This window comes from Methanolinea sp. (assembly GCA_030055515.1).
Lineage (GTDB): Archaea > Halobacteriota > Methanomicrobia > Methanomicrobiales > Methanospirillaceae > Methanolinea_A.
The window spans coordinates 419,959-446,641 of sequence record JASFYI010000001.1 but is presented as its reverse complement, the minus strand read 5'-3'; the positions used below and the strand labels follow the sequence as shown (position 1 = coordinate 446,641).

The 26,683-nt window shown below is 61.3% G+C and carries 28 protein-coding genes and 4 tRNA genes; 14 read left to right on the top strand and 18 right to left on the bottom strand.

What is annotated here, in order from left to right:
• Positions 1-4 precede the first annotated feature (4 nt).
• Together QFX32_02420 and QFX32_02415 are read right to left on the bottom strand one after the other, a co-directional pair.
• On the bottom strand, positions 5-1,513 hold the full coding sequence (locus tag QFX32_02420; protein MDI9632893.1) for a glutamate synthase-related protein: 1,509 nt from the start codon (positions 1,511-1,513) through the stop codon (positions 5-7).
• Positions 1,510-2,562, bottom strand: a complete 1,053-nt coding sequence (locus tag QFX32_02415) for a glutamine amidotransferase family protein (GenBank protein ID MDI9632892.1) — start codon at positions 2,560-2,562, stop codon at positions 1,510-1,512. Before QFX32_02415 ends, QFX32_02420 begins: the two co-directional genes overlap by 4 nt.
• Positions 2,563-2,677: 115 nt before the next feature.
• On the opposite strand from QFX32_02415, the gene glnA reads away from it, so the two are divergent.
• The 6 genes from glnA to QFX32_02385 all read left to right on the top strand — a co-directional run bounded on the left by glnA (position 2,678) and on the right by QFX32_02385 (position 8,525).
• Positions 2,678-4,006, top strand: a complete 1,329-nt coding sequence (gene glnA, locus QFX32_02410) for a type I glutamate--ammonia ligase (GenBank protein MDI9632891.1) — start codon at positions 2,678-2,680, stop codon at positions 4,004-4,006.
• Between the two features lie 438 nt (positions 4,007-4,444).
• Positions 4,445-5,641: an ammonium transporter gene (locus QFX32_02405; protein MDI9632890.1), complete on the top strand. Its 1,197-nt coding sequence runs from the start codon at positions 4,445-4,447 to the stop codon at positions 5,639-5,641.
• 14 nt (positions 5,642-5,655) lie between these two features.
• Complete coding sequence (locus tag QFX32_02400; GenBank protein MDI9632889.1) at positions 5,656-5,985, top strand: P-II family nitrogen regulator; 330 nt, start codon at positions 5,656-5,658, stop codon at positions 5,983-5,985.
• 202 nt (positions 5,986-6,187) lie between these two features.
• Entirely contained in the window at positions 6,188-6,706 is a 519-nt protein-coding gene (locus tag QFX32_02395; GenBank protein MDI9632888.1) for a type IV pilin, read from the top strand.
• A 101-nt stretch (positions 6,707-6,807) separates the two neighbouring features.
• A complete protein-coding gene (locus tag QFX32_02390; GenBank protein ID MDI9632887.1) occupies positions 6,808-6,990 on the top strand; it encodes a hypothetical protein in 183 nt (60 codons plus the stop codon).
• A gap of 797 nt (positions 6,991-7,787) precedes the next feature.
• A complete protein-coding gene (locus QFX32_02385) occupies positions 7,788-8,525 on the top strand; it encodes an MBL fold metallo-hydrolase (protein MDI9632886.1) in 738 nt (245 codons plus the stop codon).
• Between the two features lie 752 nt (positions 8,526-9,277).
• On the opposite strand, the gene QFX32_02380 is transcribed toward QFX32_02385, so the two are convergent.
• From QFX32_02380 to QFX32_02370, 3 genes are all read right to left on the bottom strand, one after another.
• Positions 9,278-9,350 (bottom strand) — tRNA-Thr (locus QFX32_02380).
• A gap of 101 nt (positions 9,351-9,451) precedes the next feature.
• Positions 9,452-10,174, bottom strand: a complete 723-nt coding sequence (locus tag QFX32_02375) for a sugar phosphate isomerase/epimerase (protein MDI9632885.1) — start codon at positions 10,172-10,174, stop codon at positions 9,452-9,454.
• A 54-nt stretch (positions 10,175-10,228) separates the two neighbouring features.
• Complete coding sequence (locus QFX32_02370; protein MDI9632884.1) at positions 10,229-11,281, bottom strand: mechanosensitive ion channel; 1,053 nt, start codon at positions 11,279-11,281, stop codon at positions 10,229-10,231.
• An 83-nt stretch (positions 11,282-11,364) separates the two neighbouring features.
• Between QFX32_02370 and hypD the strand changes: the two genes are divergently transcribed.
• From hypD to QFX32_02355, 3 genes are all read left to right on the top strand, one after another.
• Complete coding sequence (gene hypD, locus QFX32_02365) at positions 11,365-12,396, top strand: hydrogenase formation protein HypD (protein MDI9632883.1); 1,032 nt, start codon at positions 11,365-11,367, stop codon at positions 12,394-12,396.
• A 110-nt stretch (positions 12,397-12,506) separates the two neighbouring features.
• Positions 12,507-12,578, top strand: a tRNA-Arg gene (locus QFX32_02360).
• Between the two features lie 204 nt (positions 12,579-12,782).
• Entirely contained in the window at positions 12,783-13,325 is a 543-nt protein-coding gene (locus QFX32_02355) for an SIS domain-containing protein (protein ID MDI9632882.1), read from the top strand.
• Positions 13,326-13,341: 16 nt separating this feature from the next.
• Here the strand turns inward: QFX32_02355 and QFX32_02350 are convergent, their stop codons facing one another.
• The gene (locus QFX32_02350; protein MDI9632881.1) at positions 13,342-13,536 is read right to left on the bottom strand and encodes a hypothetical protein; all 195 of its coding nucleotides are present in this window, start codon (positions 13,534-13,536) and stop codon (positions 13,342-13,344) included.
• Positions 13,537-13,998: 462 nt separating this feature from the next.
• The gene (locus QFX32_02345; protein MDI9632880.1) at positions 13,999-14,526 is read right to left on the bottom strand and encodes a hypothetical protein; all 528 of its coding nucleotides are present in this window, start codon (positions 14,524-14,526) and stop codon (positions 13,999-14,001) included.
• Positions 14,527-14,765: 239 nt separating this feature from the next.
• On the opposite strand from QFX32_02345, the gene QFX32_02340 reads away from it, so the two are divergent.
• On the top strand, positions 14,766-15,362 hold the full coding sequence (locus QFX32_02340) for a GNAT family N-acetyltransferase (protein MDI9632879.1): 597 nt from the start codon (positions 14,766-14,768) through the stop codon (positions 15,360-15,362).
• Positions 15,359-16,186: an N-formylglutamate amidohydrolase gene (locus QFX32_02335; GenBank protein ID MDI9632878.1), complete on the top strand. Its 828-nt coding sequence runs from the start codon at positions 15,359-15,361 to the stop codon at positions 16,184-16,186. The genes QFX32_02340 and QFX32_02335 overlap by 4 nt, the downstream gene beginning before the upstream one ends.
• A gap of 141 nt (positions 16,187-16,327) precedes the next feature.
• Here QFX32_02335 and QFX32_02330 read toward each other — a convergent pair whose 3' ends face one another.
• The 3 genes from QFX32_02330 to QFX32_02320 form a co-directional block, all read right to left on the bottom strand.
• A complete protein-coding gene (locus QFX32_02330; protein ID MDI9632877.1) occupies positions 16,328-16,816 on the bottom strand; it encodes a DUF5698 domain-containing protein in 489 nt (162 codons plus the stop codon).
• 110 nt (positions 16,817-16,926) lie between these two features.
• A tRNA-Thr gene (locus tag QFX32_02325) sits at positions 16,927-16,998 on the bottom strand.
• A 103-nt stretch (positions 16,999-17,101) separates the two neighbouring features.
• Positions 17,102-17,398 carry a DUF3467 domain-containing protein gene (locus tag QFX32_02320; protein MDI9632876.1) on the bottom strand — a complete coding sequence of 99 codons (297 nt, stop codon included), beginning with the start codon at positions 17,396-17,398 and terminating at the stop codon, positions 17,102-17,104.
• A gap of 134 nt (positions 17,399-17,532) precedes the next feature.
• Between QFX32_02320 and QFX32_02315 the strand changes: the two genes are divergently transcribed.
• Positions 17,533-18,234 (top strand): Dna2/Cas4 domain-containing protein, encoded by a 702-nt coding sequence (locus QFX32_02315; protein ID MDI9632875.1) that lies wholly within the window; start codon positions 17,533-17,535, stop codon positions 18,232-18,234.
• Between the two features lie 61 nt (positions 18,235-18,295).
• Here QFX32_02315 and QFX32_02310 read toward each other — a convergent pair whose 3' ends face one another.
• The 5 genes from QFX32_02310 to aglJ all read right to left on the bottom strand — a co-directional run bounded on the left by QFX32_02310 (position 18,296) and on the right by aglJ (position 21,581).
• Positions 18,296-19,231 (bottom strand): DNA polymerase subunit beta, encoded by a 936-nt coding sequence (locus QFX32_02310; protein ID MDI9632874.1) that lies wholly within the window; start codon positions 19,229-19,231, stop codon positions 18,296-18,298.
• Positions 19,228-19,809: an L-threonylcarbamoyladenylate synthase gene (locus tag QFX32_02305; GenBank protein MDI9632873.1), complete on the bottom strand. Its 582-nt coding sequence runs from the start codon at positions 19,807-19,809 to the stop codon at positions 19,228-19,230. Before QFX32_02305 ends, QFX32_02310 begins: the two co-directional genes overlap by 4 nt.
• A 2-nt stretch (positions 19,810-19,811) precedes the next feature.
• A complete protein-coding gene (locus QFX32_02300) occupies positions 19,812-20,492 on the bottom strand; it encodes a DUF5612 domain-containing protein (protein ID MDI9632872.1) in 681 nt (226 codons plus the stop codon).
• Between the two features lie 8 nt (positions 20,493-20,500).
• Positions 20,501-20,571 (bottom strand) — tRNA-Gly (locus QFX32_02295).
• A gap of 92 nt (positions 20,572-20,663) precedes the next feature.
• Positions 20,664-21,581, bottom strand: a complete 918-nt coding sequence (aglJ, locus tag QFX32_02290; GenBank protein ID MDI9632871.1) for an S-layer glycoprotein N-glycosyltransferase AglJ — start codon at positions 21,579-21,581, stop codon at positions 20,664-20,666.
• 41 nt (positions 21,582-21,622) lie between these two features.
• Between aglJ and QFX32_02285 the strand changes: the two genes are divergently transcribed.
• Positions 21,623-22,216, top strand: coding sequence for a DUF99 family protein (locus QFX32_02285; protein MDI9632870.1), 594 nt, complete (start codon positions 21,623-21,625; stop codon positions 22,214-22,216).
• Positions 22,217-22,491: 275 nt separating this feature from the next.
• Here QFX32_02285 and QFX32_02280 read toward each other — a convergent pair whose 3' ends face one another.
• Positions 22,492-22,983 carry a protease inhibitor I42 family protein gene (locus QFX32_02280; GenBank protein MDI9632869.1) on the bottom strand — a complete coding sequence of 164 codons (492 nt, stop codon included), beginning with the start codon at positions 22,981-22,983 and terminating at the stop codon, positions 22,492-22,494.
• A gap of 113 nt (positions 22,984-23,096) precedes the next feature.
• The gene (locus tag QFX32_02275; protein ID MDI9632868.1) at positions 23,097-23,792 is read right to left on the bottom strand and encodes a hypothetical protein; all 696 of its coding nucleotides are present in this window, start codon (positions 23,790-23,792) and stop codon (positions 23,097-23,099) included.
• 159 nt (positions 23,793-23,951) lie between these two features.
• Between QFX32_02275 and QFX32_02270 the strand changes: the two genes are divergently transcribed.
• A complete protein-coding gene (locus QFX32_02270) occupies positions 23,952-24,710 on the top strand; it encodes a response regulator (GenBank protein MDI9632867.1) in 759 nt (252 codons plus the stop codon).
• 17 nt (positions 24,711-24,727) lie between these two features.
• Here QFX32_02270 and QFX32_02265 read toward each other — a convergent pair whose 3' ends face one another.
• A complete protein-coding gene (locus tag QFX32_02265) occupies positions 24,728-26,581 on the bottom strand; it encodes a PAS domain S-box protein (GenBank protein ID MDI9632866.1) in 1,854 nt (617 codons plus the stop codon).
• Between the last annotated feature and the right edge of the window lie 102 nt (positions 26,582-26,683).

Genomic DNA, 26,683 nt, shown 5'->3' with positions numbered 1-26,683 from the left:
TCTGTCAGGCCCCCACGGGTTTGACGTCGAGGACGCGCATGGTCGACTCGTCGAGGAGGTACCCGCGCAGCCTGTCCCTGTTGCCCCGCAGGCTCTCGATGCTGTTGATGCCGGCGGCACCCATCAGCTCGGAGAGCTCGAGTGTCCACGCGTGGATGAGGTTTGCAACCTGCTTCGACGCGACCTCCGGGTCGAGCCTCGCGACGAGGTCGGGCCTCTGCGTGGCGATCCCCCACGGGCAGAGCCCGCGGTAGCACGTCCCGCAGACCCTGCACCCCATCGCGACGAGGGCTGCTGTCCCTATGTAGACGGCGTCCGCGCCGAGTGCGATGATCTTCGCGACGTCCGCGCTCTCCCTGATCCCGCCGCTCGCGATGATCGAGACCTCGTTGCGGATTCCCTGCGACCGGAGCTTCGCGTCCACGCTCGCGACCGCCGCCTCGACGGGGATGCCCACGTGGTCGCGGAAGACGCGGGGTGCGGCCCCCGTGCCGCCCCTGAACCCGTCGATGACAACGGCATCTGCCGACGACCGGGCGATACCGGCCGCGATTGCAGCCGAGTTGTGCACGGCGGCTATCTTCACGAAGACGGGTTTCTGCCAACTTGTTGCCTCTTTCAGGCTCCGGACGAGCTGCTTTAAATCCTCGATGCTATAGATGTCGTGGTGTGGCGCCGGGCTGATGGCATCGCTGCCCACCGGGATCATCCGCGTGCAGGAGACGTCCTCGCACACCTTCTCGCCCGGCAGGTGCCCGCCGATGCCCGGCTTTGCACCCTGGCCGATCTTTATCTCGATCGCTGCCCCCCTCTCGAGGTAGTCGATGTTCACGCCGAACCTCCCGGAAGCGACCTGGACGATCATCCTGTCCTGGTAGGGGTAGAGCGAGGGGTGGAGCCCCCCCTCCCCCGTCCCCATGAATGTCCCTGTCTCCTTGACCGCCATCGCGATACTCTTCTGGGCATTGAGGCTTATCGCGCCGTAGCTCATGTGGCCGACCATGATGGGGGTCGCGAGTTCGAGGTTTGGCGAGAGCGTCGTCTCGAGTGAAATGTCGCCATTGTCGTACCTGAACTCGAGTTTCTTGGGTTTCTTCCCGATGTACGTGCGCAGCTCCATGGGCTCGCGGAGGGGATCGATGCTCGGGTTCGTCACCTGGCAGGCGTCGAGCACGAGCCTATCGAAGATGACAGGGTATGGCTTTGCATTCCCCATCCCGGCGAGGATGATCTTGCCTGTCCGGGCCTGGTTGTAGATCGCCTCGCGCACTTCCTCCGTCCAGACGGGGTGGTCCCTGTAGTCGACCGGCCGCTGCCTGATGCTTATCGCATCACGCGGGCACATCGCGACGCACCTGTGGCAGGCCACGCACTTTCGCGAGTTCACGTGGATGGTATCCTCGTCCCTGCGGAAGACGTCGTAGGGACAGTTCTCCACGCAGCGCCCGCAGAGCATGCACCGCGCCCGGTCAATCGTGATCCCGAACCTGACCGGGACGCTCCCGATCGTCATACGCACAACCTCCCGATCACGGGCTCCCCGGCCGCGGGCATGGTGACACTCTCGAGCTCCGGCTCCATCACCCTGATCGCTGCCTCCTCGCTCGAGATGTAGAGGCGCATCCCCGCAGTACCGCAGACGAGCGGTCGGAGCTTGATGCGGTCAGTGAATCCCACGATCCCGTCGGGTTTCGCGACAACGATGGCGAACGGGCCGTTCATCATCGCGGACCCGTACGTGAGGCGGATCGCCTTGCACAGTGTCCTCTCCCGCTCTTCCATGCAGTCGATTTCATCCCAGAATGGGGGGGCGAGAGCCTTCACGGCAAGCTCGGGGGTCAGCCCGTGGCGGCGGACGAGGAGATCGAAGAGGTACGCGACAACCTCGGTGTCTGTAAACATCGTGCACCTGTACCCGAAGCTCTCGATGTACCTCCTGTTCGTCCCGTACGACGTGATCTCGCCGTTGTGCACGACACTCCACCCGAGGAGGTTGAACGGGTGCGCCCCGCCCCACCAGCCGGGAGTGTTCGTCGGGTACCGGTTATGCCCCAGCCAGATGTACCCCTCGTAGTCCTGTATCCTGTAAAAATCGGCAACATCTTCCGGCCACCCTGACGCCTTGAATATCGCGATGTTCTTCCCGGAGGAGTAAACGAGCGCTCCCGGGATGGTCGTGTTGATCTTCATCGCGAGGTGCATCACGATGTCGTCTTCGGGCGTCGTGCTCCGCGGCATCAGCGCGGGATCCGGCTTGAAAAAGTACCTCCAAGGGGTGTGCACTTTCCGGATCCTCCTGTTCTCGTACGTCGGGATCTCCTCGTCGTGCACGATAGTCCCCCACTTCTCAAGCTCCCTGTCGACTGCTGCCTTCGTTTCGTGGACCGCGTCGAAGAAGACGTGGATCGCGTAGGAATCGGAGAATTCGGGGAAAGCACCGTACACCGCGTATCCCGCCCCCTCTCCGCTCCCCCTCTCGTCCATCATGGAGAGCGCGGCGCGGATTCCCGTTCCATCCATCCGCCTGCCGGCCCGGTCGATCACGGCGATTATTCCACACATCGTAATCACAATTTCTTTCCTATAGAGAAGGATTCTCCTGCGTTGTTCATCTTTCCCTCAGAGTGGATTCTCGTAAGTTAAATATATATCCGATAAGGTAGAAGTTTGTTTCCATATGTCGAGAGACACCGTGTCACAGATGCTGGAGCGGATAGAGAGGGACAACGTCAAGTTCATTCGGCTCCAGTTCACCGACATCCAGGGAATGCCAAAGAACGTCGCGATACCCGTCCAGCAGGCCGAAAAGGCACTGACGGAGGGGATATGGTTCGACGGCTCCTCGATAGAAGGATTCGCGCGGATCGAGGAATCCGACATGCTCCTGAAGCCCGATCCCGCGACCTACTCGATACTCCCGTGGAGGCCGGCGGAGACGAGGGTTGCACGCTTCATCTGCGACGTGTACACCTACGGGAACAAGCCGTTCGAGGGGGACCCAAGGTACATCCTGAAGACCCAGATCGAGGAAGCAAAGAAGATGGGTTTCGTCTTCAACACGGGCCCAGAGCTCGAGTTCTTCCTCTTCAAGATGGTCGACGGGAGACCCTCGACGACGTACCAGGACTTCGGGGGGTACTTCGACCTCGCACCCACGGACGCCGCCGAGGACGTGAGGAGGGACATCGTCCTCGCACTCACCCAGATGGGCTTCGAGATCGAGGCGTCCCACCACGAGGTCGCGGAGAGCCAGCACGAGATCGACTTCAAGTACAGCAATGCACTGGACACGGCTGACAAGGTGATCACATTCAAGTTCGCCACGAAATCGATCGCCCTCCAGAGGAACCTCCACGCTACCTTCATGGCAAAGCCGATCGCGGGGATCAACGGGAGCGGGATGCACACGCACGGTTCTCTCTCACGGGACGGGAAGAACGCATTCTATGATCCGAATGCAAAGGACGGGCTCTCGGACATCGCGCTGTACTACATAGGGGGACTTCTCGCCCACGCAAAGGCGATCACGAGGGTCGCAAACCCGACCATCAACTCGTACAAGAGGCTCGTCCCCGGATACGAGGCGCCCGTGTACATCACGTGGAGCGCGACGAACAGGTCCGCACTCGTGAGGGTCCCCGCGGCGAGGGGCAACAGCACCCGTGCGGAGTTCCGGAGCCCCGACCCGATGTGCAACCCGTACCTCTGTTTCGCCGCAATGCTCGCGGCGGCCCTCGACGGGATTAAGAAGAAGATCATGCCACCGGAGAGCACCGACGTCAACATCTACCACCTCTCCGAGGCAGAGAGGAAGAAGAGGGGAATCGAGATGCTCCCCGGCAGCCTGATGGAGGCAAACATCGAGCTCAACAAGGACCCTGTCATCTCTGAAGCGATGGGGCCGCACATCATGGAGGGTCTGAACAACATCGCACAGCTCGAGACCGACCTCTACCGCCTCACCGTCCATCCCTGGGAGCACGAGAGGTACCTCGCCATCTACTAGGGAAAATCGCATGGGAAAAGCCAAGGCCCGGGACATGCCTGTCCCGCGCCTCCTTTCCTGCTTTTTTGGTGCGCGCGGAAATCCACGATAACCGCCTTCTCTCCGCCCTCCGTCGTCACGCGTTAGCTATTCATTGCCGGTGACACCTCAAGGCAAGTCCAGTGTCACCTTATCCACTCCCGTCCACGCGCGCAGGGGTTCGAAATGTCCCCCCTCCCCTCGCGGGGAGTATGGTTCACCGATCCCCGTCCCACCATGCCCGTGCGCGCGTCCCGCACCATTTGCCCTTTCCCGGAAAGAGCTCACTCCCTCTATTCGCCCTCCCTATAACAAAATTTATTAGGAGTGGAACAGAGCTTCTTATGTCAAGCGCGGGTCGCGGGATCGCGCACGCTCCTCGACTGCCGTTTGACTCCGATAGGGATTGGAGTAGAGAAAATGGCACTTGATTCAGGAACGACTGCATGGCTCCTTGTATCGACTGCCCTCGTCATGCTGATGACGCCGGCTGTCGGTTTCTTCTACGGCGGGCTCGTGAGGAAGAAGAACCTCATATCGATGATAGCCCTTTCCTTCGTTGTCTTTGCACTCGTGAGTATCCAGTGGATCATCATAGGGTATACGCTCGCGTTCGGGGACGACGTGGGGGGCATCATCGGGAGCCTGGACCACATCGGCCTCTCGGGCATTGGGGTCGAATCAGGCGATGCACCGTACCCGCCCCTCCTCTTTGTCGCGTTCCAGCTGGTCTTCGCAACGGTGACGATGGCAATCGTGACGTCAGGGTTCGCGGAGAGGGTCCGGTTATCCGCATTCGTCCTCTTCGCACTGCTCTGGACGACGCTCGTCTACGATCCCCTCGCCCACTGGGCATGGGGTGGGGGGTGGGCGATGGTATTCGGGTCGCTCGACTTTGCCGGGGGGACGGTCGTCCACATCAGTTCAGGTTTTGCAGCGCTCGCCATCGCACTCGTCATCGGCAAACGCATCGGATTCGGCGAGTACACGATGGAACCCTGTAACATCCCGATGACGCTCCTTGGCGCCGGGCTCCTCTGGTTCGGGTGGTTCGGCTTCAACGCGGGGTCCGCCCTCGCTGCGAACGGGCTTGCTGCCTCGGCCTTCATCGTGACGAACACCTCGGCTGCCGCCGGTGCACTCGCGTGGCTCTTCGCGAGCTGGGTCCACGGGAAACCGAGCTCGCTCGGGATGGTGAGCGGGGCGATCGCGGGGCTCGTCGCAATCACTCCCGCCGCGGGGTACGTCACTGTTCCCGCGTCGTTGGTGATCGGGCTGGTCGCAGGGGTCCTGTGCTACGCGTGCATGCTCTGGCGGATCAGGAAGGGCCTCGACGAGAGCCTCGACGCGTGGTCGATCCACGGCATGGGTGGCCTCTGGGGTGCAATCGCGACGGGCATATTTGCCGCGGCCGCGGTCAACGGGTACTCGGGTCTCATAGAGGGGAATGTCCAGCAGTTCGTCGCGAACGCCGTCGGTGCCCTCTCTGCCCTCGTGTACGCGTTCGTCGTCACGTACATCCTCGCGCTCGTCATCGACAGGACCGTAGGACTGCGCGTCTCGGAGGAGGAGGAGTACGTGGGGCTCGACATCTCCCAGCACGGGGAGAGGGTGTGAAGGGGTGATTCCAGATGATGATGGTGAGTGCAATTATCCGTCCTGAAAGGCTCGAATCTGTCAAGAAGGCGCTCGAGGAGGCAGGGATATTCGGGATGACGGTCACCGAGGTCCAAGGCCGCGGAGACCAGAAGGGGATCCAGCTCCAGTACCGGGGGAGGACGATGAACGTGGACCTCATCCCGAAGACAAAGGTCGACATCGTCGTTCCCGACGACAAGGTCAGGGAGACGGTCGCAATCGTATCGAACGCCGCCCGTACCGGGAAGGTCGGTGACGGGAGGATATTCGTTCTGCCGGTCGCGAGCTCTTTCAGGATCCGCACGGGAGAAGAGATCCCCTGACCTTTTTTTCCTCGCGCGGACGAACCATCGCACCCCGGGACGTGCAAGCCCGGAAAGGCCTTGACCCTGAAACGAGGGTTTACCACTGCCGTTTCTTCCCGTCGGGTTTCAACGCGGGAACCCGGCCCGGGCAGGGGAAACGCACCAACGGCTGAGATAAAATCGCTATTCTTATCTAAAATTTACAAGAAATTCCACATGCTTGACGCCGGGAAAGGATCCCGAGAGGGGTGGCTCCCACCCGCTTGCGACCATTCTCCTCGTCGCGATTACCATTCTCCTTGCCCTCCTCGTCCTCCTCCTCGTTCCAAGCCTCCAGTTCGAGTTCCCTGACCCGGTGAAGCCCCCCTCTTTCATCGAGATCCGCTCCGTGCTCCACGCGAACGAGAGGGGTATCCTCAATTATGATTCGAGGGTGGTCCTCTACCACAACGGGACGCAGTCCTATCCGAACGGGAACCTCAGCGCGACGTTCTACCGGAACGGTACAAGGCTCCCCTGCGTGATCTCGACCCTCAACGGCTACCAGTTCATAAAGACGCACCACTTCGGCGTCCAGAAGATCGAGGGACTCGGGTGCCGCGACGAGAAATGGAACCCGCACGAGAAGATCGTCGTGGATTTCACCGACGGGACGTTCCATCCCGGTGACACGGTCACCGTCGAGGTATACCTCGAGCCCAAGAAGATCCTCCTCTCGAGGTACACGAGCATCGCGTGAGGGGCAGGGGAGGGCCGGTTTCCCGTCAGGCATCGCCATCCCCGGGAACTCCACCGCGCGGGAGGGCAATATTCTTCACGCGCAGTGTCCATGGGCACTGTATGGACACGGAGACGATCCACGACCGGGAGGCAATCCTCCGCATCACGTCGAAGGCAATCGACATCCTCAACAGGAGGTTTCACAGTGCGCAGGGGACCGAGATCGTTGCACTTGCAGAACAGCTCAGGGAGATGGCGCGGCTCCACGTGGAACTTTGGGAGTCGGAGAGGGATGCAGGATAAAAAAAGGGGATTGCGCCGGAATTCGAACCGTATTCCCGAAATCTTAAAGGGGATGCGATAAGATTTCTATTCTTCCATTATTTTGATTTCCCCGCAAATCGAAGCCTGATTTGCGAACGGAAAAAGAGATTTTAAATTAATGAATGCATGCATAAACATGCCCAAGATTGCATCTCCTGACTGTCCACATCCCGAGTCCCACATGGCATCGTCTCACCGGAGGTCACGTTTATCGCGGTGAGGAAAGACACCAATCGCGCGGTTGAGGAATCGGTGATCGTCGCAAATTTTCTCCCGTCCGGGTGGTGGGGTATATTTCCTGCCAGAAATACTGTATCTTGAGTATAACATCCCTCGCGGGATCTCCACCTGGTGCGCACTATCGGCAATCTTGTCCAGCAGGTTACCGATATACCCACTCTCTGAACCTGAGGCACGGGGAGGAGAAATTCCAGTCTCCGCACAACGGATATATGGTGCGATAGTCCACGTACTCCTGTGGAATGCATCGGGAACACCAGATCCAATCGTGCCTGAAATGATTATGATTCTCGAAGGGGAAGCGCGATGATACCAGAGCAGTTGGACATCCACCTGCTTTTTTTGGAATTTTCCGGGCAGGAGCAACGAGGTCATACCTGGTAAAAGGGAACATGCGGGAAAAAGATGGGGCATATTGGAGGAGCATGTCAAAGGGAAATCATGTCCCTCCCTCCCTGTCGGCCGAAGGGAATACCACGTGTATTCCGGCTGAAACCGGCTGAAATGATCCTCTCTCTCCTTTCCTTTGGTGCACGATGGTCGTCGCTGAAATAAAGATTATCAAGCCGGGAACCCTCGCGCTCGACTGGTTCGAACCGGCGAGTTCGCCCATCTTTGCGATGAAGTATCTCTGCGGGATCGGGGGTGGATCGACTGTGACATTCCTCAGGTCCGATGCAACGATCCTGGTCGATACCGGGTTTGACAAGGAATCGGATATGAGCGCTGACAATATCAGGTCAAACCAGAAAAGGCTCATCCATGCCCTGAAAGAAGCGGGACTTGCTTCAAAGGATATCGATATCCTCTTCATCACACACTGGCATGCGGATCACTTCATGAACCAGCGTATCTTCGATGATTCCGAGGTTATCATGCTGAAGGATGCAGTTGAACGGCACCACCTTGATTGCAGGGGCATAGGCCCTGGGCAAAAGATTGCTGCAGGGGTGGTGGTCATTCCCACGCCGGGCCATACCGTTGACCATGCATCCCTCCTTGTGAAGACCGAAAACCTCCGATACACCTGTCGAACGATCGGGGGAGGAAGAATCATGGGCATTGGGAGCGTGAACGTGGTCGTTGCAGGTGATGCCGTGGTATCGCCATCCTGCTACACAAGCGGAACCATATGGCACTATAATCCGGATTTCTATTCAGAAGAGGAGGCTTTGGCCAGCGTGAAAAAAATTCGGGAGATTGCTGATTTCATCATCCCCGGGCACGGGGGAATGTTCTGGAATGATAAGGGTCAGGCGCGAGCAAGAACGTGATGAGGAGGTCTCATCGTCCGGTTAATTATGGGGGGGCGAGATTACCTGTCATTTCCTGAAGAATTGACCCAATGCTGACAATCTTCTGTGGTGCAAGGCAAGCCCCCAGGCACGGCCGGAAAAAATAGGATGGGGAGCGTGGAGGATCCACCCCTGACCTTTAGTGAGGGACGGGATGTGGATCGTACGGATCTCCGAAATATTGGTATGTTCGGGAGAATGGCCAGCTTATTCTTGGATACCGATTCTCCCTCGAGTACCTTTAGGAGAAATGGAGGAATACCGTTTGTCATCTCGTTCATCCTTTGAGTTCTCCTCCCCGCAGGGGGAGAGAGTACGGTGTAAGGGATGTGAAAAGGACTGCCGGTCAATTCATGGAAACAGGTTGGCCCGCTCCGGACATCGCCTTCACAGTGACTCTCTCTTTTAAAAAAAATTGTTCGAGCTTTCGACTTCGAACAGGATAAGTGGCACCCCTATGAGGTTTTTCCGGGTAGCACTCACACCCCACCAGAACAGAGAAGAGCATTGAACGGCGTCGCGATGAAAGTTGGGATGTGCCGTGAATCTCGTTGAAAAATCAACGAAAGATCGCGGTTTTCTCCTGTGATGCGTTTTTCCGCGATTGCTTTTTGAAGCGCACTTTCAGAATACTTGGCGTGTTATTTTGCGCTTCCATGAAAACACGATTCCATTGCTGGTTTAATGTGCCATTTATAAATAGAGTCCGTGTGAGAATTGAACTTTTACCAAGCCTTTGGGGGGAATCGAACCCCCGACCTACACCTTACCAAGGTGTCGCTCTACCGACTGAGCCACAAAGGCAGTTGTGGGAACAATAATCGACGTGAACCGTTTAAAAGATTGCGGAGGGTGCACCGCGCGGGTAACCGCGAGCCTTCGCGGGGAAATCATCCGCGCTTTTCTCACAGGTGCCCCTGCATCTTGGCGAGTGCACGGATGCTCTCGTCCGTCCCCTCGAGCGAGGCTACCTCGAGCACGGGCACGGCGGCATCCCTCCGGATTGCCCGCAGGACAGGGTGGAAATCGATGGTGCCCCTGCCCACGGCGAGGTGCGCGTCCTCCTTCCCGTCGTTGTCGTGGAGGTGGACGTGTGATATCCTTGCCTCGAGGAAGCCGGGGAGACAACGGTTGAGGTGGGCATGCCCCACGTCGAGGGCGAGGCCTATGCCATCGAGGAGCTCGAGTTCCGACGGTTCGCGCAGGAAGAAGTAGTCCCAATTCCCCATGTTCTCGACGAAAAACGCGATGCTCCTCTCCGACGCGCGGACAGAGAGCTCGCGGAGCGACCGTTTCATCTGCGAGAGTGCGCGTTCCCTCTCCTGTTTCCACGCGAAGTAACCGGGGTGGACGACCACGTTCGCCCCGACCTCCGACGCGATGTCGAACGCGTTCCCGATCACCTCGACGCTCGCCTTCCTGATGGGCTCGTGGATGCTCGCGATGTTGATGCTCCGGCACGGCGCGTGGAACATGTAGCGGAATGGGAAAGACTCGAGTAATTCCGCGGACTCGAGGCGGTGGAGCCCGTCGTCCATTATCTCCACGAGGCCGGTCCGCGACGAGAGCTCCTCGAGGGCAGACTCGAGCGGTCTATCGTGGAGGCAGAACGTCGAGATCCCTATCATACACACCTCCTCCGCGGGGGCGACGAAATAGGTTGTGTTCGCGGCCTTCCCCTTTCAGCCGCCCCGGTCCCTGACGCGGACGTCCAGCTGCGGGAACGGGATCTCGATCCCTTCCCTCGCGAACCGGTCCGCGATGAGCATGTTCAGGGCATCCTTCGTCTCGAACGCGAGGGAAAAATCGTTGATCCAGACGACGAGCTGGAAGTTCAGGCTCGACTCCCCGAACTCGAGGAAGTAGGCGACGGGTGCCGGTTCGGCGAGGATGAACGGGTAAGTCTCCGCGGCCTCCCTCGCGATCGCAGTGAGCGTCTCCTTGACCTTCCTCACGTCAGAACCGTACGCCACGCCGACAGGGATCCTGACCTTCATCCGGGGCTCGGGCATGGCGTAATTCACGATGTAATTGTTCACGAGCTTCGAGTTCGGTATCGTGACGATCTGGTTGTCGAGGGTCCTGATGCGCGTGCTCCTCGGGCCCACGTGGATCACGTCCCCAGAGAACTGGTCGATCTGGATGCGGTCGTTCAGGCGGAACGGCTTGTCGACCGCGATGACCGCGCCCCCGAAGAAGTTGGAGAATATGTCCTGCGCCGCGAGGGCGACCGCGAGTGTCACGATACCCGCGCCCGCGAGCAGCGGCGTGATATCGACTTCAAGGATGTGGAGGATGAGGAGGAGCGCCGCGAACCATATGATGTACTTCACCACGATGAGCCCGAGAGCGACCATCCTGTCGTCGATGTCCGTCGCGGTGACGGAGGCGATCCGGTGTCCGTACGTGCTGATGAAGTTGTATGCGAAGCTCGAGACCGCCCACGCGCCGAGGATGATGTACACCGCGTTGAAGTACTTGCTGTCTACCAGCCAGTCGAGCGAGGGGGGGAGGTCCGCGAACCTGAGTGCGAGGTAGATCGAGACGATGAACGTCGCGATGACCGCCGGGGTACCGATGGCCGCAAGGACGATATCGTCGATCTGGGAGGCCGTCCTGTCTGCCTTCTTCTGCAGCCAGCCAACGCAAAAGAAGAGCACTACCGCGATGACGGCACCGGACAGGAGGATAAAGACCGAGAGGACGTTCCCGTGGAGGGCGGGGATCCACGGCATGCCAGGCGAAAACGAGTTTTCCGGGCTCCATTGACCGACCATGGGAGTATCATTATCAGTCAGGATACAAAATATAACTGGAAATGGCTTCCGTGGGAAGGGAAATATCGGAAAAACTCGGGGAACTCGTCGACAGGGACATCACCATCATGCACATCTGCGGGACGCACGAGGCCTCGATCTCGCGTTCTGGGCTCCGGCGGATGCTCCCCCCGGGATTGAAGGTCGTGATGGGTCCCGGCTGCCCTGTCTGCATCACGCCGCAGGGGGAGATCGATGCCGCGCTCGAACTCGCGGGCAGGGGGTATACCATCGCGACGTACGGCGATCTCCTCAGGGTCCCGGGGAGCAGCGGATCGCTCGAGTCCTCCGGCGGGGACGTGAGGGTCGTGCAGGGGATCCACAGGGCGGTCGAGATCGCGCGGAATACGAGGAAGGAGGTTGTCTTCATCTCCGTCGGTTTCGAGACCACCGCACCCACGGTCGCCGCGACCATCCTCTCAAGGCCCCCCGAGAACTTCAGCATCCTCTCCTGCCACCGGCTCGTCCCCCCCGCGATGAAGTGGCTCCTCGAGCAAGGGGAGGCGCACCTCCACGGGTTCATCCTCCCGGGGCACGTGTGCACCGTCGCGGGGTACAGGGACTACGAGCAGTTCCCTGTCCCCCAGGTCGTCGCGGGATTCGAACCGGAGGACATCCTCCTCGGTCTCCTCATGCTCGTGAAGCAGATAAGGAACGGGGAAGCACGCGTGGAGAATGCGTACCCCCGGGCGGTCACGAGGGAGGGGAACAGGAGGGCAATGGAGATGATGTACGAGGTCTTTGCGCCCGTGGACGCCGAGTGGCGCGGCTTTCCCGTCATCCCCGCATCAGGCCTCAAGCTCCGGCCGGAATTCGAACAGTACGACGCCGAGAAGAAGTTCGACCTTTCCATCCGCCACGTGGAGAAACATACCGCGTGCATCTGTGACAGGGTACTCCGGGGGATCGCGTCGCCGACGGACTGCAGGCTCTACGGGACCGCATGCACGCCCCGAAAGCCTGTTGGACCCTGCATGGTGAGCCACGAGGGGGCGTGCAGGATATGGTATACATACAGGTCGCATGGAGCATGATGGGAGAGTCGATCCTGCAATCCTTTCCGGCAGGAGACTAATTCCATATCCTCTGGGAATTTCGGAAAATATTTTTACGGGAGGAGGGGCCAATTACTAAAGACCTTTTTGCCCCGGTAGGGTAGTGGACATCCTGGGAGCCTCCGGAGCTTCCGACCCGGGTTCAAATCCCGGCTGGGGCGTTCAGACTGTTTTTTCCGTGGAAAATGGCGGAGCTATCATGAGATTCTTCTCATATGCAGAACGTGTGAATAGCAACTGTCCCTCATCCGCAAAGTATCCCCTGCAGTGACCTGTCCTGCCGGGACGGAGATGACATTCTTGGGACGACTTAATGTTCATGTGAATTGAAAATAGAAGGGACCGTTTACACCGCAAGGGAGAGCATGCAGGAGACGGAGAGGGTCTTGAAAGTGTACGGGGATTTCGCCCGCGAAGTGTTCTGCACCATCGAGAGGATGGAGCCGGAGATCGATCGCCTCGCGGGGGAGATTGATTCTGCCCGCGCGATTCACTTGTACGGATTCGGGCGGAGCGGCAGTGCCGCGCTCGCGATGGCGATACGACTCCGGCACTTCCTCGCGCCGGAAAAACAGGTCTTCTGGCTCGGGGACCAGGTCCGGGACCCGGTGAGGAAGGATGACCTCGCGATCTTCTTCTCGAGGTCCGGCAAGAGGGACGAAGTCCTCTCGCACTTCCGCAATGCCACGCGGAAAGGAGCGTGCTGCATTGCCGTGACGGGTTCGTCCTCCTCGGTCCTCGCGAGGGAATCGCACCAGTCGATAATCCTGCCATCGCTCGAGGGGGGGATCCCGTACGGCGGGGGCGATTTCGAGCTCGCCGCCTGGATCTTCCAGGAGATCTTCCTGACCGCGTACGGGAGGTCGAGGGGTATCCCAGATTGGAAGGTCACCGCGAACCATGTCTGATGGCAGGAGACGCGGGTTACCCGAACCTCATGAAGTAACAGCCCCCCCATTCGAGCCTCCCCCCGGGTTCAAGGTCGCGGAGACGGGGGTCGGCATGGTCCTCGCAGACCCGGTAACCGCAGCACCCCATCACCTGGAGCCCGATCGCCGGCCTCCCGCAGAGATCGCATTTTTCCCTTTCATCCTGTCGTTTTTCTCTTTCCCCGTCCATATCCCGCGATTTCCCGCGGGGCGATGCCCCCGCTAACCCCCGCGTCACTTTGCAAGGGTCATAATCTTTATTAGTCACGCACGCCATAAGACCCATGCTAGACAGGTGACATGCACACTCTCGCGGTCACCTATTTATTGTCTGGCACCCTCCATGTGGACGGAATGCAGCCCTCCACACCTTGAATGGCCTGGTCACCCGGTATCAACTCCCCAGATGACCGCAAACGGGTACCTCGCGGTCGATACCGGGGTGACCGCTGGCTTTCCGCGGGGAAACTGTTCTTGGAAAATCGAATGGATCACCGTGCATGCCGCGCGGACCGGCAGCACGGGACGTCGTGCCATTTCCCTTGACTGCCGGATCCCGGACTTGTGCGCGGCGAATACTCCCGCAAGGACCGGAATCGGAAACTGCGACACGGTATTTCCGCAGCGAGGGTGGGAGGGATACCCCTCGCTATCACACCACGCCCCCGAGGGAACCTCCCGGACCCTCACCCGCGATGATCGCGTGCAGCCCAAGGGACTGGATGATGGACAGGACGAGGATGCTTACGCACTGCATGACGAGCGACTGGAGTGCGAGGGGAGCAATCCAGTCCCAGTAACCCTTCGCGATCGCAAGGAGCCCCGCGAGAGGGTAGCATGCACCGAGTCCGAGCGCGGATCCTCCCAGCCACTCTCCCCTCCCGGTGAGGATCCTCGCGAGGAACCCGGAGAGCGTTCCCCCGATCGTGTAGAAAAGGAGCATGACGGAGATATCCGGCCCTCCGAGTCCCGCGAGGAACCCGGAGAGGCCGCCCCCGGCCGGCCCCGCGAGAGCCGCGGCAGAGACAACGAGCAAGTCCCTCGGATCGAACACCGTGGCGTTCCCTATCGCGATTCCAATCGAGAAATACCCGCAGAGAAAGGCAGGGATCCCGAGGATCAGTGCAACCGTGCCCCTCCCAAGGAGAATCTTCACGCCCGCTTCGCGCATCTCTCCCATCCCACCGGTACTTGCCGCGTCTTAATATCTGCGGGCGAGGATATTGCCCCTCCGGTTCCCACCGGTCCCCGCCCGGTTGCCAAAAGTGGTGGTCCGCGCCGGATTCCCGGAAATGTGCGCCGTCCGGCTTGCAGTCCTGCAAACGGTCTCCCGGGGCAAAAAGTTCCCCGGATTTCACGGAATGCCAATACCCATAAGTGAAATGCGGGTTTACCACTCCTTACCGGATGACTTCCCGCGTGCCGGTCCCGGAACTGATGTACACGGAGAGACTGCTGCTGCGGCCATTTCACCGCGGCGATGCCGCGGCCCTCCGCGGGGCCCTCGACGACCCCGCGATCGCGGCAGGGGTACTCGGCGATTCCTGCCCCTCGACCCCGGAGGATGCACTCGACTGGATACTCCGTCAGGAGGAGGGGAGGAGAAAGGGGACTTCATTTGTCTACGCGGTGTGCGAGAGGGATACCGGCATCCTCGCCGGGGCTGCGGGTCTTAGGGTCAACGCGGAGCACGCGCACGCGGAACTCGGGTACTGGATCTGCAGGCCCTTTCGGGGGAGGGGATACGCGAGGGAGGCTGTATCAGCCCTCCTGGAACTCGGTTTCTTCGGCCTCGGCCTCCACCGCGTCTACGCGCGGCACCTCGCGTGGAACGCTCCATCCGCCCGCGTCCTCTCGGCTACCGGGTTCAGGCACGAGGGGACACTCGCGGGGCACGCCCTTTGGTGGGGGACCTTCCACGACGTCGAGGTATACGGTATCTGTGTCGCCGACTACCTCAGGGACTACGTCTCCCGGAGCGGGACGGGATGGAGAGACGGGAGGGATGACGGGTGAAAAAGAGGCTCCCGATCCTCGTCTCAATCCCGCACTGCGGGGTCCGCGTCCCGCGAGAGGTGCGGTCCCGGGTATCCCTTTCCGATCGCGCACTCTCCTACTACAGCGATCCCGCGTCAGACCTCCTCTACGACATGGGGGACAGCGTCATTTCCTGCCTCCGCTCCGAGATCTCGCGCGTGGTCGTCGACCTCAACAGGCCGCCGTACCACCTTCCCCCCCGCTACCCCGACGGTGTCGTCAAGACGAGGACATCCCTCGGGCAGCCCGTGTGGAAGGACGGGTGGCAGCCGGATCTCCCCTGCATCCACAGGCTCCTGCTCTCCCACTACTTCCCGTACCACGCCGAGATCGACCGCGTTCTCCTCGCCCACAAACCATCCCGGAGGATCCTCGCGGGCCTCGACTGCCACACGATGGTCCCCGTGGGACTCCCGGGGCAGCCCGACGAGGGGAAGAAGAGACCCCTCTTCTGCCTCTCCAACAACGGTGATGGCACCGGCAATGCGCGGCCCGGTGCCCTCCCGACATGCCCCGCGGGGTGGATACTGGCGCTGAGGGACTCGATCCGCGAGCATTTCGCGGGCAAGGGGGGAGTCGAGATCAACCACCCGTTCCACGGCGGCTTCATCGTGAATGCACACTACTGGCACACGGGTGTCCCCTGGATCCAGGTCGAGATGAACCGCGCCGTCTACGAGTCTGCCCGGTCTTCCCCCGATACAGGGAGCATCGTCGACGGGGAGAGGGTGGAAGAGACGAGGGAGACCCTCCGTGAAGTCCTCGCGGAATGGGTCAGGGTCCTGCGCGCATGCACCCCGTGAACCCGTGGTCATGCACCCGCGGGCAGGCCACCATCCGCGGGCGCGGGGACGTGGCGTGGAATTCGATTCAGAGGCCGAGGAACCGTTCCCACCATCTTATCGTCGCCCCGTGGAAGATCCGCGACTCCCCGCTCCCCGGCCTCACGTCATCCACCCTGTAGATGAGGTAATCGTATCCAGTGCCGAGGGGAGAGAGGAGTTCCCGGAGGTGCGCGCGGGGAACGACCATGTAGAGGACGGCAACGGGTGACGCGCGGTTACCCCCTTCCATCGAGGCGCGTGATGCCAAAACCCATTTCGCCGCACTTCTCCACGAAGGGGAGTAGGGTCTCCCGGGTGGAACACCCTGACGATGACACTCCCGAGACTTATCCTCTCCTCGATCCGCATCCCGATGACCGTCCCGATGGCATAACCGGCTACGTACGCGGTGATCCCGAGGACGTCCCGGAGATTCGAGAAGACGAGCCCCGTCGAGAAGAGCCATATCGCGACCTTGACCACCCCAATCCTCGTGGCGAGGTTCGAGTGGCCGCGGTTGATGTAGTTCGTCCTTATCGTCTCGAGGCTCGTCCCGATGACCCGGGCCACGAGGATGACGAGGGGATCGAGCAGGGCCGGCTCCCACATGCGATCCCGTGCAGGAGAATGCAGCAACCGACTGCATCAAGGTATCCGTTATATTCCGGCGGTTCCCGCGCGGAGAGGGAAATGAAAAGCGAAATAGGGGAAATCCGGAGAGCCGCCAGAGGGATTTGAACCCCCGACCTGCTGATTACGAATCAGCCGCTATACCACTAAGCCATGGCGGCACGATTGTCCATTAGATTCGACGTCCTGAAATATGAAGGTTGGGAAAGGTTTCGCCATTGGCCGCGCTTTTCCCGCAATCGTCCTTGCGCGACGCGTGACCTTTCATGAATAGCCGCGGATCGTCGTCACGCTCTCTCCTTCCTGCTTTCCCCCCGTCGATTCGACCTTCCCGAACTTCGCCTCGTAATCGGCCATGGTCTTTGAAAAGACGGCGAGGAGAGTCTTTGCGTGCTGCGGGGTAATGCTCACGATCGCCTTCGCACGCGCCTGGTTCACCCCCGGGATCTGGTGGAGGAAGATAAAGGTGAATTCATCTTCCTTGTACGCGATCTGGATCATGTTACTGTAGACAGGGTCCAGGGTGTTGGGGATATTGACGGCGATCTCGTGGGAAGTCATGGGTGTACTCTTCTCCGCGCGAGTGCAAAACCCTTTCCCGGCCGAAAATGGCAGGGACACCGCGCGGGATCTCGGTATTTGGGCTCGGAACGCGAGGAGAAGGGAAGGACCCCGCGGTGGCAGGGTGGCGACCCGTGGACTCTCGCGGTGAGGATGGGAGCACCGTGATGGTGCCGGTATCGGCCGTCGTGACGGCCGCCTTCTGCCCGATGCGCTTGTACCTCGAGAGGAGAACGGGGACGCCCAGGGGACCGGGACCGAGATACGTGCTCTGCAGGCAAGTTGCATCCCACCTCGGCAGGGAACTCGACCCGGAGAGGATCTGGGACGAGGCCCTCGCGATCGATCCCGGGATAGATCCCTCGCTCCGGGAGTTCCTCGGTGAATGCATCGAGAGGTGCGCACGGGGAGGTCCATGGCCCCTCCCGCGGGAATCGGACCTCCCCCTCGCGTCGCGCAGGTTCGGCCTCGTGGGAAACGTCGACAAGGTCTTTGACGCGGTCCCGCACTTTGCCGTCGTTCGCGCGGTCCACGCCCCGCCATCCGGCACTCACGCCTCCGACCGGCTGCGCGTCTTCGGCTACATGCTCCTCCTCTCCGATGCCGCGGGGAGGGACGTGCCGCACGGTTCTATCGAGTACATCCCTTCAGGCGTGTCGAGGAGTTGCACGCCGAACCCTGTCGACAAGCGGCGGTTTCTCCGTGCCCTCGAGAGCGCGCGCGAGGTCATCTCCGGGAAGGTTCCCGCGAGGGTGACAGGCCCGCGCTGCAGGTCGTGCCCGTTCCACGCGGAATGCCTCCCGATGGGCAGGAGGCTCTCCGACATCCTCGGGTGAGAGGACCACCGCGTGCCGGTTTCCCGGACCGCTGTCCGCGCGGGTCGATCTCCCTCCCCTTTCAGACCTCGCCGAGGAGTGAGAGCGAGCGGATGTACTCCCCCCTCGCCTCGCGCGTCGTCCCCACGACGAGGCAGAGACCGTCGGCGTGTTCCTCGAGGACACCCCGCGCCTCGATGACCTCTCCCTCCCGTGCCTGGCCGCTGTAGGTGTGGGTGAAGGAGAGGACCGTCCCGACCTCCTCGTGGTCCACCCGGTATATTGCCGGGCTGTCGTGGGCGAAACGCGCGTCGGTGACCCTCGCCTCGATGGTCTTCCTCCCGAGCGCCCGCCCCTTCACGTGGGGCGTTTCGAGGAGTTCGCCGTACTCCCGGGTGTAGAGGATGTCGAAGTACGTCCCGCCGATCATCCCGCGGTTCCATTTCCGCACCTCGTGCGCGAGGAACTCCTCGAAGCCTATCTCCGGCCTCCTCTTCTCGTATATCCTCCTCCACGTCTCCCCGTCCACGGGGTCGATGAGCCCCTTCTCGACGGCGAGCCTGAGCCGCCGGATGGCGTGGAAGTAGTAATCCCCGTAGACCACGAGGTCGATGTCAGAAGAGTCGTCCGCGAGCCCGCAGAGGTGCGAGCCGGTGCACCCCATCGCCCCCGGCGGGAGGGAGAAAACGGAGAGGAGCCTCTCCACCCGCGCGTCCCGGCGGGAAATCCGGCCTATCTCGACCTCGGGCTTGAATACGCGGCGGACGTCGCGGGAAGGGACCCTGTGGAAGATGTCGTGGTACCCGGGCCTCTCGCGGGAGACGAGCGCGTATGCCTCTTCGAACCCGACCTTCCGGTACCGGGTCCCGTCCGGCGCGACCCGGTCGCCTCTCTCGTCGGGGATGTACCGGAGGAGGCACCCTACCCTCTCCCTGTTATCGTACGCAGCGACCGCGTAGAGCCAGCCACCCGTGTCCTCGACGAAGTCGCGCAGCCTTATGGGCTTGTCCCCCGTCATTCCTCCTCCAGCCGGCGGAGGAAGGCAGCAACTTCCGCTTCCTGCGCCCCCTTCCGGACGATGCACCTGTTCTTGAGGTCGACGACGGTGCTCGGCGTCCCGGAGAGCCTGCCCCCGTCGAGGAGGAGGTCGTGTGGCACGTGGCACTCGTCGGGGGTCACGGGGTCGCGGGCACCGTGGATGTTCGCGCTGGTCGCGGTTATGGGCGAATCGACGAGTGATACCAGCCTGAGTGCGACGGGGTGGTTCGGGATGCGTATCCCGATCATCCCCGTCCCCCCCGTGAGGGACGACGGGATGGAGGAGCGTGCGGGGATGACCACCGTGACCGGTCCTGGGAGGAACTCCTCGATGAACCGGAGGGCATCCGCGTCGACGCGGGCGATCCCGAAGATCATCTCGATGTCCGCCACCGCGACGGATATGGGCTGGGAGAACGGCCTCCTCTTCGCCTCGAAGACCTTCCTTATCGCCTCGTCGGAGAATGCGTCCGCGCCGAGGCCGTATATCGTGTCCGTCGGGTAAACGACGAGGCCGTCCTGCCTGATGATCCGGGCGGCCTCTTTTAGCCTGTCCATCCCTAGAATTCCTTGCCCCTGACCCTGTTGATGTCGAACACTGCCTTGCTGCTGACGTGCATCACGGCGAATACGCCGGCCTGGATGGGGTCCGTGACGACCATGTCCGCGTGCTTTGGCACGCTCCCGGCCATCTTCAGGGCGATGACGGGGATCCCTGCCTCCCTCACCTTGTCCACCGCCCGCGAGATCTCGCCCCCCATGAGGGACCCGGCGAGCACGAGGATCGCGGCCCGGGGGAGCCTCGCGACTGCCTCGACGGCCTGCGCGACGGTCTTTTCCCCGACGAGGGGTATCGTGTCGACCGAGATGCGTTCTCCCCTTATGTTGTGGCGGTCCGCCTCGTTGACCGCGCCCATTGCCACCTGGGCAACCTGCGCCCCGCCCCCGATGATGATGACGCGGGTCCCGTATATATGGCTGAAAGGCTCGACGACCTTCACTTCCCTGACGTGGGGGAGCGAGACGAGGTGGCTTGCCAGTTCCTCGGCATTGGCACACCCGTCAAACTCCATGTAGATCTCGGCCATACCCTTCCACGGCCCGGAGTCGAAGATCTCCTGGTGGATCATGAGGATGTTGCCGTCGTGGCCGGCAACGACCGTCGCGATGTCCCTGAGAACTCCCTTCTGGTTCTCTGCGATGATGCGGAGGGCAGAGAGATCCTTTTCCACTACATCCATCGGAGAAATGCGATAGCCGGGGATCGAACCCGGGTTAGAGGCTTGGGAAGCCCCTGTCCTGCCGCTAGACTACTATCGCACGAGAAATCCTGTATGTATATCTCGCGTGCTCCGGAGATAAAGATTATTTTGCGGGTGCAAACCGCGGGCATTCCCCTCGCGTCTGCGCGCTCACTTCTCTCTCTGCCTCCCCCCGCGGATCTCCGCGAGGACCTCGCGGTGCATCGCGAGCATCATGTCGGAGAACACCCCGAACATGAATATCTGGAATCCCACGATGATGAGGAGGACGGTCAGGATCGTGAGGGGGAGGTGCTCGACCTGTCTCAACCACTCGATCACGATGTAGATACCGATGAGGAACCCCGCGGCCATGATGGCAAGGCCCATCAGCCCAAAGTAAAAGAGGGGGTTGCTCATCTTCGCGAGCCTGTAGATAGTGGCAGTGATCTTCAGCCCATCGTGGAAGGGAGAGAGCTTCGTGGGCGTCCCACTCCGTTTCCTGTACCCGACGGGGACCACGGCGATCTTCTGGCCCCTCCTCACCGCCTCCGCGGAGATCTCGGTCTCTATCCCGAAACCCACCTCTTTTAACCTCAACTGGAGGACCGACTCGCGGGTGAAGGCCCTGTACCCCGAGAGGATGTCGGAGAGGAAGACCGAGTGGGCTGTCTTGAAGAGGCGGTTGAGGACGTAATTCCCGAAGAGATTCAGTCGCGAGAAGGCATCCCTGTTCTCCTCGGTCAGCCGGTCTCCAATGACGTGGTCGTAACCCCGCTCGAGGGGCGCGAGGAGCTTCTCTGCGTCGGCGGGGTCGTAGGTCCCGTCGCCGTCGATCATCAGGATGTAGGGCTGCTCAACGAGGGAGAACGCCTCCACGAGCGCCTGGCCCTTCCCTTTCCCGGACTGGACCTCCACGCGGGCACCCTCGCGCGCGGCGATCTCGCGGGTCCGGTCGCTGCTGTGCCCGTCCATCACGAGGACGTGGGGAAAACCCATCTCCCTGAACTGGCGGACGATCCCGCCGATGGTGGGGGCCTCGTTGAGGGTGGGGATGAGCACGCAGACCTGGTCTCTCGCGATGGCCATCCGGGTAATACTTTTTTCCATCACCGTTCATAAGGACTTGCATGCACGTCGCGAAGAAGGGGCTGCGGGTCCTCGGCATCGCGGAGAGCTTCTCGTCCCGCACCACTTCCGTCCTTTGCGGCATCGTGATGAGGAAGGACCTGAGGGTCGACGGTGTCGCGTTCGCGGGGATAACCGTGGGGGGGATGGATGCGACGGAGGGCGTCATGAGGATATACCGTGCACTCGGGAGGCGCGACATCAACTGCATCTTCCTCGGCGGCTGCATCATCGCGTGGTACAATATCATTGACCCCGCGGAGGTGCACAGGGTGACCGGGCTCCCCGTCGTCGTCGTCACCTACCGGCACTCCGAGGGGATACGCGACAAGATCGAAGCCCTCTTCCCCGGGGACACCGCGCGCCTCTCCGCCTACGATGCACTCGGGAGGCCGTGCCCCGTCACGCTCCCCTCGGGCCACGTGGTGCACCTCCGGCCTTTCGGCCTCGATCTCCCCGACGCGACGAGGCTCTGCAGGGACTTCACCCTCGACGGGCGACTCCCAGAGCCTGTGAGAGTGGCACGTCTCGCCGCGAGGGCCACGATGCGCATGCGACACGCCGATGTGCGGGAACCTGCCGCGGCAGGCGGGTAAAAAACCCTTTCCAAAATACGCGACTCGCGGGGGTGTGGAGTGTTCGGGACGCAGGACGACTGCCCGTGCTGCACGCGCCGGTAAGCCCGGTCCCGGTTATTTTCCCGGTATCCTCCCCGGTGCAGGCGGCGCGTCCGTCCCTGCGGCACGAGTCAATGTTCCCATTTCAGGTGCGACCGTGGAGTACCGCCCAAGCTTTCGAAACCCCCGCGTCTTCCCGCGCACGCGCGATTCCGGTGCAGTTGCGAATCACGCGGTGCCCGTGGACGCATTCCCTACGGGTATCGCACCTTCCCGAAGTGGGAGAGCGAGATTCCCCCAGTGATGGCCTCGAACTTCTTCCTGAACGATTCGTCCTGCACTATCCCGGGGGACACGCCGGGAGACCGCGCAATGACATGGAGGACGAAATTGCCCGCAATCTCCCCGGGCTCCCACGGCCGGCGGTACACCGCGGAGATCTCTCCCTCCCCCGTCCTCTTCACGACGAAGTGCCACGTGCGGGTTCCCGGTGCCCCGAGGAGGCGCGAGTCCGGTGGCCTGTACGAACTCCTGACGAGCTCGACGACTCCCGAGACGTCGAGGTCCCACCGGTATCCCGTCGAGGGGTTCTCGGGAAGCGACAGGAATAGGCTGTCGCCGGGGAAAGCGTGCACGGTCCTGCCGCTGTCAGCAATACCGAGGTAGAAACATCCCGCTTCCGCGCACCCGCAGAGCGCTCCAAGCACGAGGACGGACAGGACGATGGGTCGCGCGAGGGTTTTCACAGCAAAATCACCATCCACCCCTTTTGAACCTGATCGCATGAATTCTTTTCCCCCGCCGAGATCCCCCGGGGCACACACGTATTCAAACTGCCGGAAATTGTACCGGAAAAGGTTTACTTGCCGCCTCTAAGCGAAGGGATGAGGATCTCGAAGATGAGTGTCGCGACGATGAAGAACACGGACGCGATCCCCATCGCGAGGATGAAGAGGATGACCGGGCCGAGAAAATCCGGGAGTTTGCCGATGTCGACGAGGAGGAGGATCGCGAGCGAGGCGAAAAAGACGGCGAGCGCGTAGCCCGTCGTCGCGAGAATGATGTTCTTCACGCGCGCTGTCCTGCTGATGAGGACGAGTACCGTCGAGAACGCGACGAGCCCGGCACAAAATCCGATGATCGAGAACATGTACGTGAGGATGCCCCTGTAGAAATTGCATATCCATATCGTGAGCGCGACAAGGAGCGTCACGAGGGGGACCACGAGGAGGAGCCTCTTGAATGCCTCGATCCCGATGAAGTAATAGAATATCGGGCGTCCCGCGGGTTTCTCGAATGCCGTCCAGAGGACTGCGAGTGCTCCCAGGTACGTGATGAGGAGGGATGCACCCATGCTGACTACCCGCAGGTCGAAGAGCGCCCCGGCGTACGAGAACGTGACCGGGATCTCCGTGCTGATGGAGTAAGATATCGCGAGGAACACGGTGAGTGCCGAGAAGAGCGAGACGAAGACGAAGAGGTACCAGTATGCCCTGAGGAAGGCGTGGAGACGGAACTCGCCCTCCTCGACCTCGATGACCGGCACGGGAACCATCAGATGGCAAGATGTACGTGGGACTCCCATATATACTTCTCCTGCAGGTTTCCCCCGCAGGTCACTTCCCGTGCCGTTCCCGCGGGATCCGTCTCATTTAAATAAGTGTACCGTCCACTTTCCTCCTTGCAGCGAGTGGCTGTACTCCAAGGGGTGACGATGATCTCCATTCTTCTCGTGGACGACGAGGTGCAATTTCTCGAGGTCACGAAGATGTTCCTCGAGAAGGGACGTGGAATACGTGTCACCACCGCGACGTCGGGGGACGAGGCCCTCGAGATCCTGAAAAACCAGAAGTTCGACGCGATCATCTCCGACTACGCGATGCCGGGCATGAACGGCATCGAGTTCATGAAGCGCGTCAAGGCCCTCGGCGACGATACCCCCTTCATCATATTCACGGGCAAGGGGCGCGAGGATGTCGTGATCGATGCCCTCAACTTCGGCGCCGACCTCTACCTCGAGAAGAGCCCGGATGTCCGCGGACAGGTCGCGGACGTCGTGAAGAAGGTCAGGAACCTGATCTCCGCGAGGTCGGAGGACCGCGAGGAGAAGGAACGCTGCCGGTACCTGCACATCCTCCTGGAGAAGCTCCCCTGCGCGCTGTTCTGGCAGAAGGAAGGGGATGCAGAAGCCTCCGTTCTCGCGGGGGATGCCGCCTCGACGTTCCTGCCCGCATCCCTCTGCCGTGGAAAGGTCCAGAAGCACGACATCCTCGGGTGGGTCCACCCGGAAGACAGGGAGAAGGTCAGACACGCACGGTCAGAGGCATTCCGGAAGGCAAAGGAATACGAGGTCAGGTACGTCCTGCAGCGCAGGCCGGCGGAAGAGAGGCGGGTCATGGAGAGGGGGTTCCCCACGCTCCGTCCCGATGGGTACTTCATCGAGGGCTACATCCTCGACCTCGACTTCCGCTAGGGAAACCAACCCTCTCCCTATCCCGCCTTCTGCCCCCGTTCCTCTCCGGGGACGTCCGCGGCACCGGTTTCCGCGCCCGTGCCAGAGATGCGGAAGTGCCCATCGGGTACCCTTATCTCGAAGCGTGCCCCTTTCCCGAAGATCCCCGTCTCCTTGATGGAAAGTCCTGTGCTCTCGAGGATCTCCCGCGCGAGGAAGAGGCCGTAGCCGGTGTTCTTCCCGTAACCCCTCCGGAAAATGTCTTCCTTCTCGCGGGGGGGGATGCCCTGCCCGTTGTCCTCGTACACGATCTTCAGTCCCGCGTCGTCCTGGAGGGCAGAGATCCATATCGACGTGACGCCGCCGCCGTGCCTGAGTGAATTGTCAAAGAGGTTGTGGATCACGTGCTCGAGGAGGGGGTCGGCGTAGACCTCGATGTTCCCCGTATCGATGGAGACGGCGACACCCGAGCCCGAGAGCGCATTTTTCTCCCGCTCGAGGATCGGTCCGATCGCCTGCCACTGGGGCTTTCCCACCCCGATGTCCTGGTAGATCTTCGTGAATTCCACCTGCCGCTTGATGGTCTGGGCGAGGATCTCGATCTTCGCGAGGGTCTCCTTCTGGGATGCATCCAGCACGCCCTCCTTGAGGAGCTCGATGTAGAGGAGGAGCGCGGTGACGGTGTTGAGGATGTCGTGGCGCGTGATGATGTTGAGGAGTGTGAGCTTCGCGTTCGCGCGGCGAAGCGACTCTTCCGCGATGTGCCTCCCCGTCACGTCGTGGGCAGATCCGAGGACGAGTGTCTGCCCCTTCACCTTCACGGGCTGGTTCCTCACCTCGGCCACGACGAGGCTCCCGTCCTTGCGCACGAGCGTGAACTCCTCCGGGCCCGTCGCCTCGCCCTTGACGTGTTTCGCGAGGAGGGCGATCGCCCGCGGGATGTCTTCCTGGCAGAGGAGGCCCGCCTCGAGGAAATTCTTCCCCGCGAGCTCCTTCCTAGGGTAACCGACGAAGATCTCGGCCGCGTGGTTCCCGTCGAGGAAAGTCCCCCGGAGGTCCATGATGTAATAGGGGAACGGGGCGTACTCGAAGAAAACCTTCAGCCTCTCCTCCGACTCGGCCTTCTCCTCCTCTATCCGCTCCCTCTCCGTGATGTCCTCTCCCAGGCACGAGAGCCCGACGGGATTCCCGCTTGTGTCCCGGAGCGGCGTGTTATTCAGGGCGATCCGCCTCTCCTCCCCCTCCGCCGTCAGGATGCTGCACGTGAAGTACGTGGTATCGGGATCGCCCCGCAGCGCTGCGTGGAAGAGCTGGGACACTTTCGGCCTGTCCCTCGGGGGAACGCACGCCTCTGGGAAAGGCCTTCCGAGGAGGTCGTCCCTGCCGTACTTTGTGACCCCGAGGAAGTAATCGTTGCAGAAGGTGATCTTCTGGTCCGCGTCGAGCTGGAAAGCGATCAGGTGGGCGTTCTCGAGCGACTCGCGGAACCTCCGCTCGCTCTCCCGCAGGGCGAGCCTCGCCTCGTGCCTCCTTGCGGCTTCGCGGACCATGTAGAAGAGCTCGAGGAAGTTGATCTTCGGGTCCCCCTTCTTCTGGAGGTAGTAGTCGGCACCGTAGTTGAGGGCCTTTATCGCGACTTCCTCCCTGCTCCTGCCCGTGAAGATGACAACCGGGATCTCGTCGCCCTGCCGCCTTATCATCTGGAGGAGGTCGATCCCGCTCATGCCGGGCAGCTCGTAATCTATCACGACCGCGTCGAACCGGGAACGGGAGAGCCGCTCGAGCGCCTCGGAACCCGTCCCCGCGGCCTCGACCTCCACGTCCTCGTCCTCGAGGAACCTCTGGACGAGATCCGGGAGCAAAGGATCATCGTCGACGAGCAATACCCGCATCGCGGTCCACTCCCCACCTCGGCATGATAGATAGAGGTGTAGTGTCGCACATATTCGTATCGCCGGGTGGAAACACCGCGCAGGGTTGCACCCCGCGGAACT

Excerpts from the sequence above, each read along its gene's own strand:
- QFX32_02420 (MDI9632893.1), bottom strand. The coding sequence starts at position 1,513 with ATGACGATCGGGAGCGTCCCGGTCAGGTTCGGGATCACGATTGACCGG.
- QFX32_02415 (MDI9632892.1), bottom strand. The coding sequence starts at position 2,562 with ATGTGTGGAATAATCGCCGTGATCGACCGGGCCGGCAGGCGGATGGAT.
- glnA (MDI9632891.1), top strand. The coding sequence starts at position 2,678 with ATGTCGAGAGACACCGTGTCACAGATGCTGGAGCGGATAGAGAGGGAC.
- QFX32_02405 (MDI9632890.1), top strand. The coding sequence starts at position 4,445 with ATGGCACTTGATTCAGGAACGACTGCATGGCTCCTTGTATCGACTGCC.
- QFX32_02400 (MDI9632889.1), top strand. The coding sequence starts at position 5,656 with ATGATGATGGTGAGTGCAATTATCCGTCCTGAAAGGCTCGAATCTGTC.
- QFX32_02390 (MDI9632887.1), top strand. The coding sequence starts at position 6,808 with ATGGACACGGAGACGATCCACGACCGGGAGGCAATCCTCCGCATCACG.
- QFX32_02385 (MDI9632886.1), top strand. The coding sequence starts at position 7,788 with ATGGTCGTCGCTGAAATAAAGATTATCAAGCCGGGAACCCTCGCGCTC.
- QFX32_02375 (MDI9632885.1), bottom strand. The coding sequence starts at position 10,174 with ATGATAGGGATCTCGACGTTCTGCCTCCACGATAGACCGCTCGAGTCT.
- QFX32_02370 (MDI9632884.1), bottom strand. The coding sequence starts at position 11,281 with ATGCCGTGGATCCCCGCCCTCCACGGGAACGTCCTCTCGGTCTTTATC.
- hypD (MDI9632883.1), top strand. The coding sequence starts at position 11,365 with ATGGCTTCCGTGGGAAGGGAAATATCGGAAAAACTCGGGGAACTCGTC.
- QFX32_02355 (MDI9632882.1), top strand. The coding sequence starts at position 12,783 with ATGCAGGAGACGGAGAGGGTCTTGAAAGTGTACGGGGATTTCGCCCGC.
- QFX32_02350 (MDI9632881.1), bottom strand. The coding sequence starts at position 13,536 with ATGGACGGGGAAAGAGAAAAACGACAGGATGAAAGGGAAAAATGCGAT.
- QFX32_02345 (MDI9632880.1), bottom strand. The coding sequence starts at position 14,526 with ATGGGAGAGATGCGCGAAGCGGGCGTGAAGATTCTCCTTGGGAGGGGC.
- QFX32_02330 (MDI9632877.1), bottom strand. The coding sequence starts at position 16,816 with ATGTGGGAGCCGGCCCTGCTCGATCCCCTCGTCATCCTCGTGGCCCGG.
- QFX32_02320 (MDI9632876.1), bottom strand. The coding sequence starts at position 17,398 with ATGACTTCCCACGAGATCGCCGTCAATATCCCCAACACCCTGGACCCT.
- QFX32_02310 (MDI9632874.1), bottom strand. The coding sequence starts at position 19,231 with ATGACGGGGGACAAGCCCATAAGGCTGCGCGACTTCGTCGAGGACACG.
- QFX32_02305 (MDI9632873.1), bottom strand. The coding sequence starts at position 19,809 with ATGGACAGGCTAAAAGAGGCCGCCCGGATCATCAGGCAGGACGGCCTC.
- QFX32_02300 (MDI9632872.1), bottom strand. The coding sequence starts at position 20,492 with ATGGATGTAGTGGAAAAGGATCTCTCTGCCCTCCGCATCATCGCAGAG.
- aglJ (MDI9632871.1), bottom strand. The coding sequence starts at position 21,581 with ATGGCCATCGCGAGAGACCAGGTCTGCGTGCTCATCCCCACCCTCAAC.
- QFX32_02285 (MDI9632870.1), top strand. The coding sequence starts at position 21,623 with ATGCACGTCGCGAAGAAGGGGCTGCGGGTCCTCGGCATCGCGGAGAGC.
- QFX32_02275 (MDI9632868.1), bottom strand. The coding sequence starts at position 23,792 with ATGGTTCCCGTGCCGGTCATCGAGGTCGAGGAGGGCGAGTTCCGTCTC.
- QFX32_02270 (MDI9632867.1), top strand. The coding sequence starts at position 23,952 with ATGATCTCCATTCTTCTCGTGGACGACGAGGTGCAATTTCTCGAGGTC.
- QFX32_02265 (MDI9632866.1), bottom strand. The coding sequence starts at position 26,581 with ATGCGGGTATTGCTCGTCGACGATGATCCTTTGCTCCCGGATCTCGTC.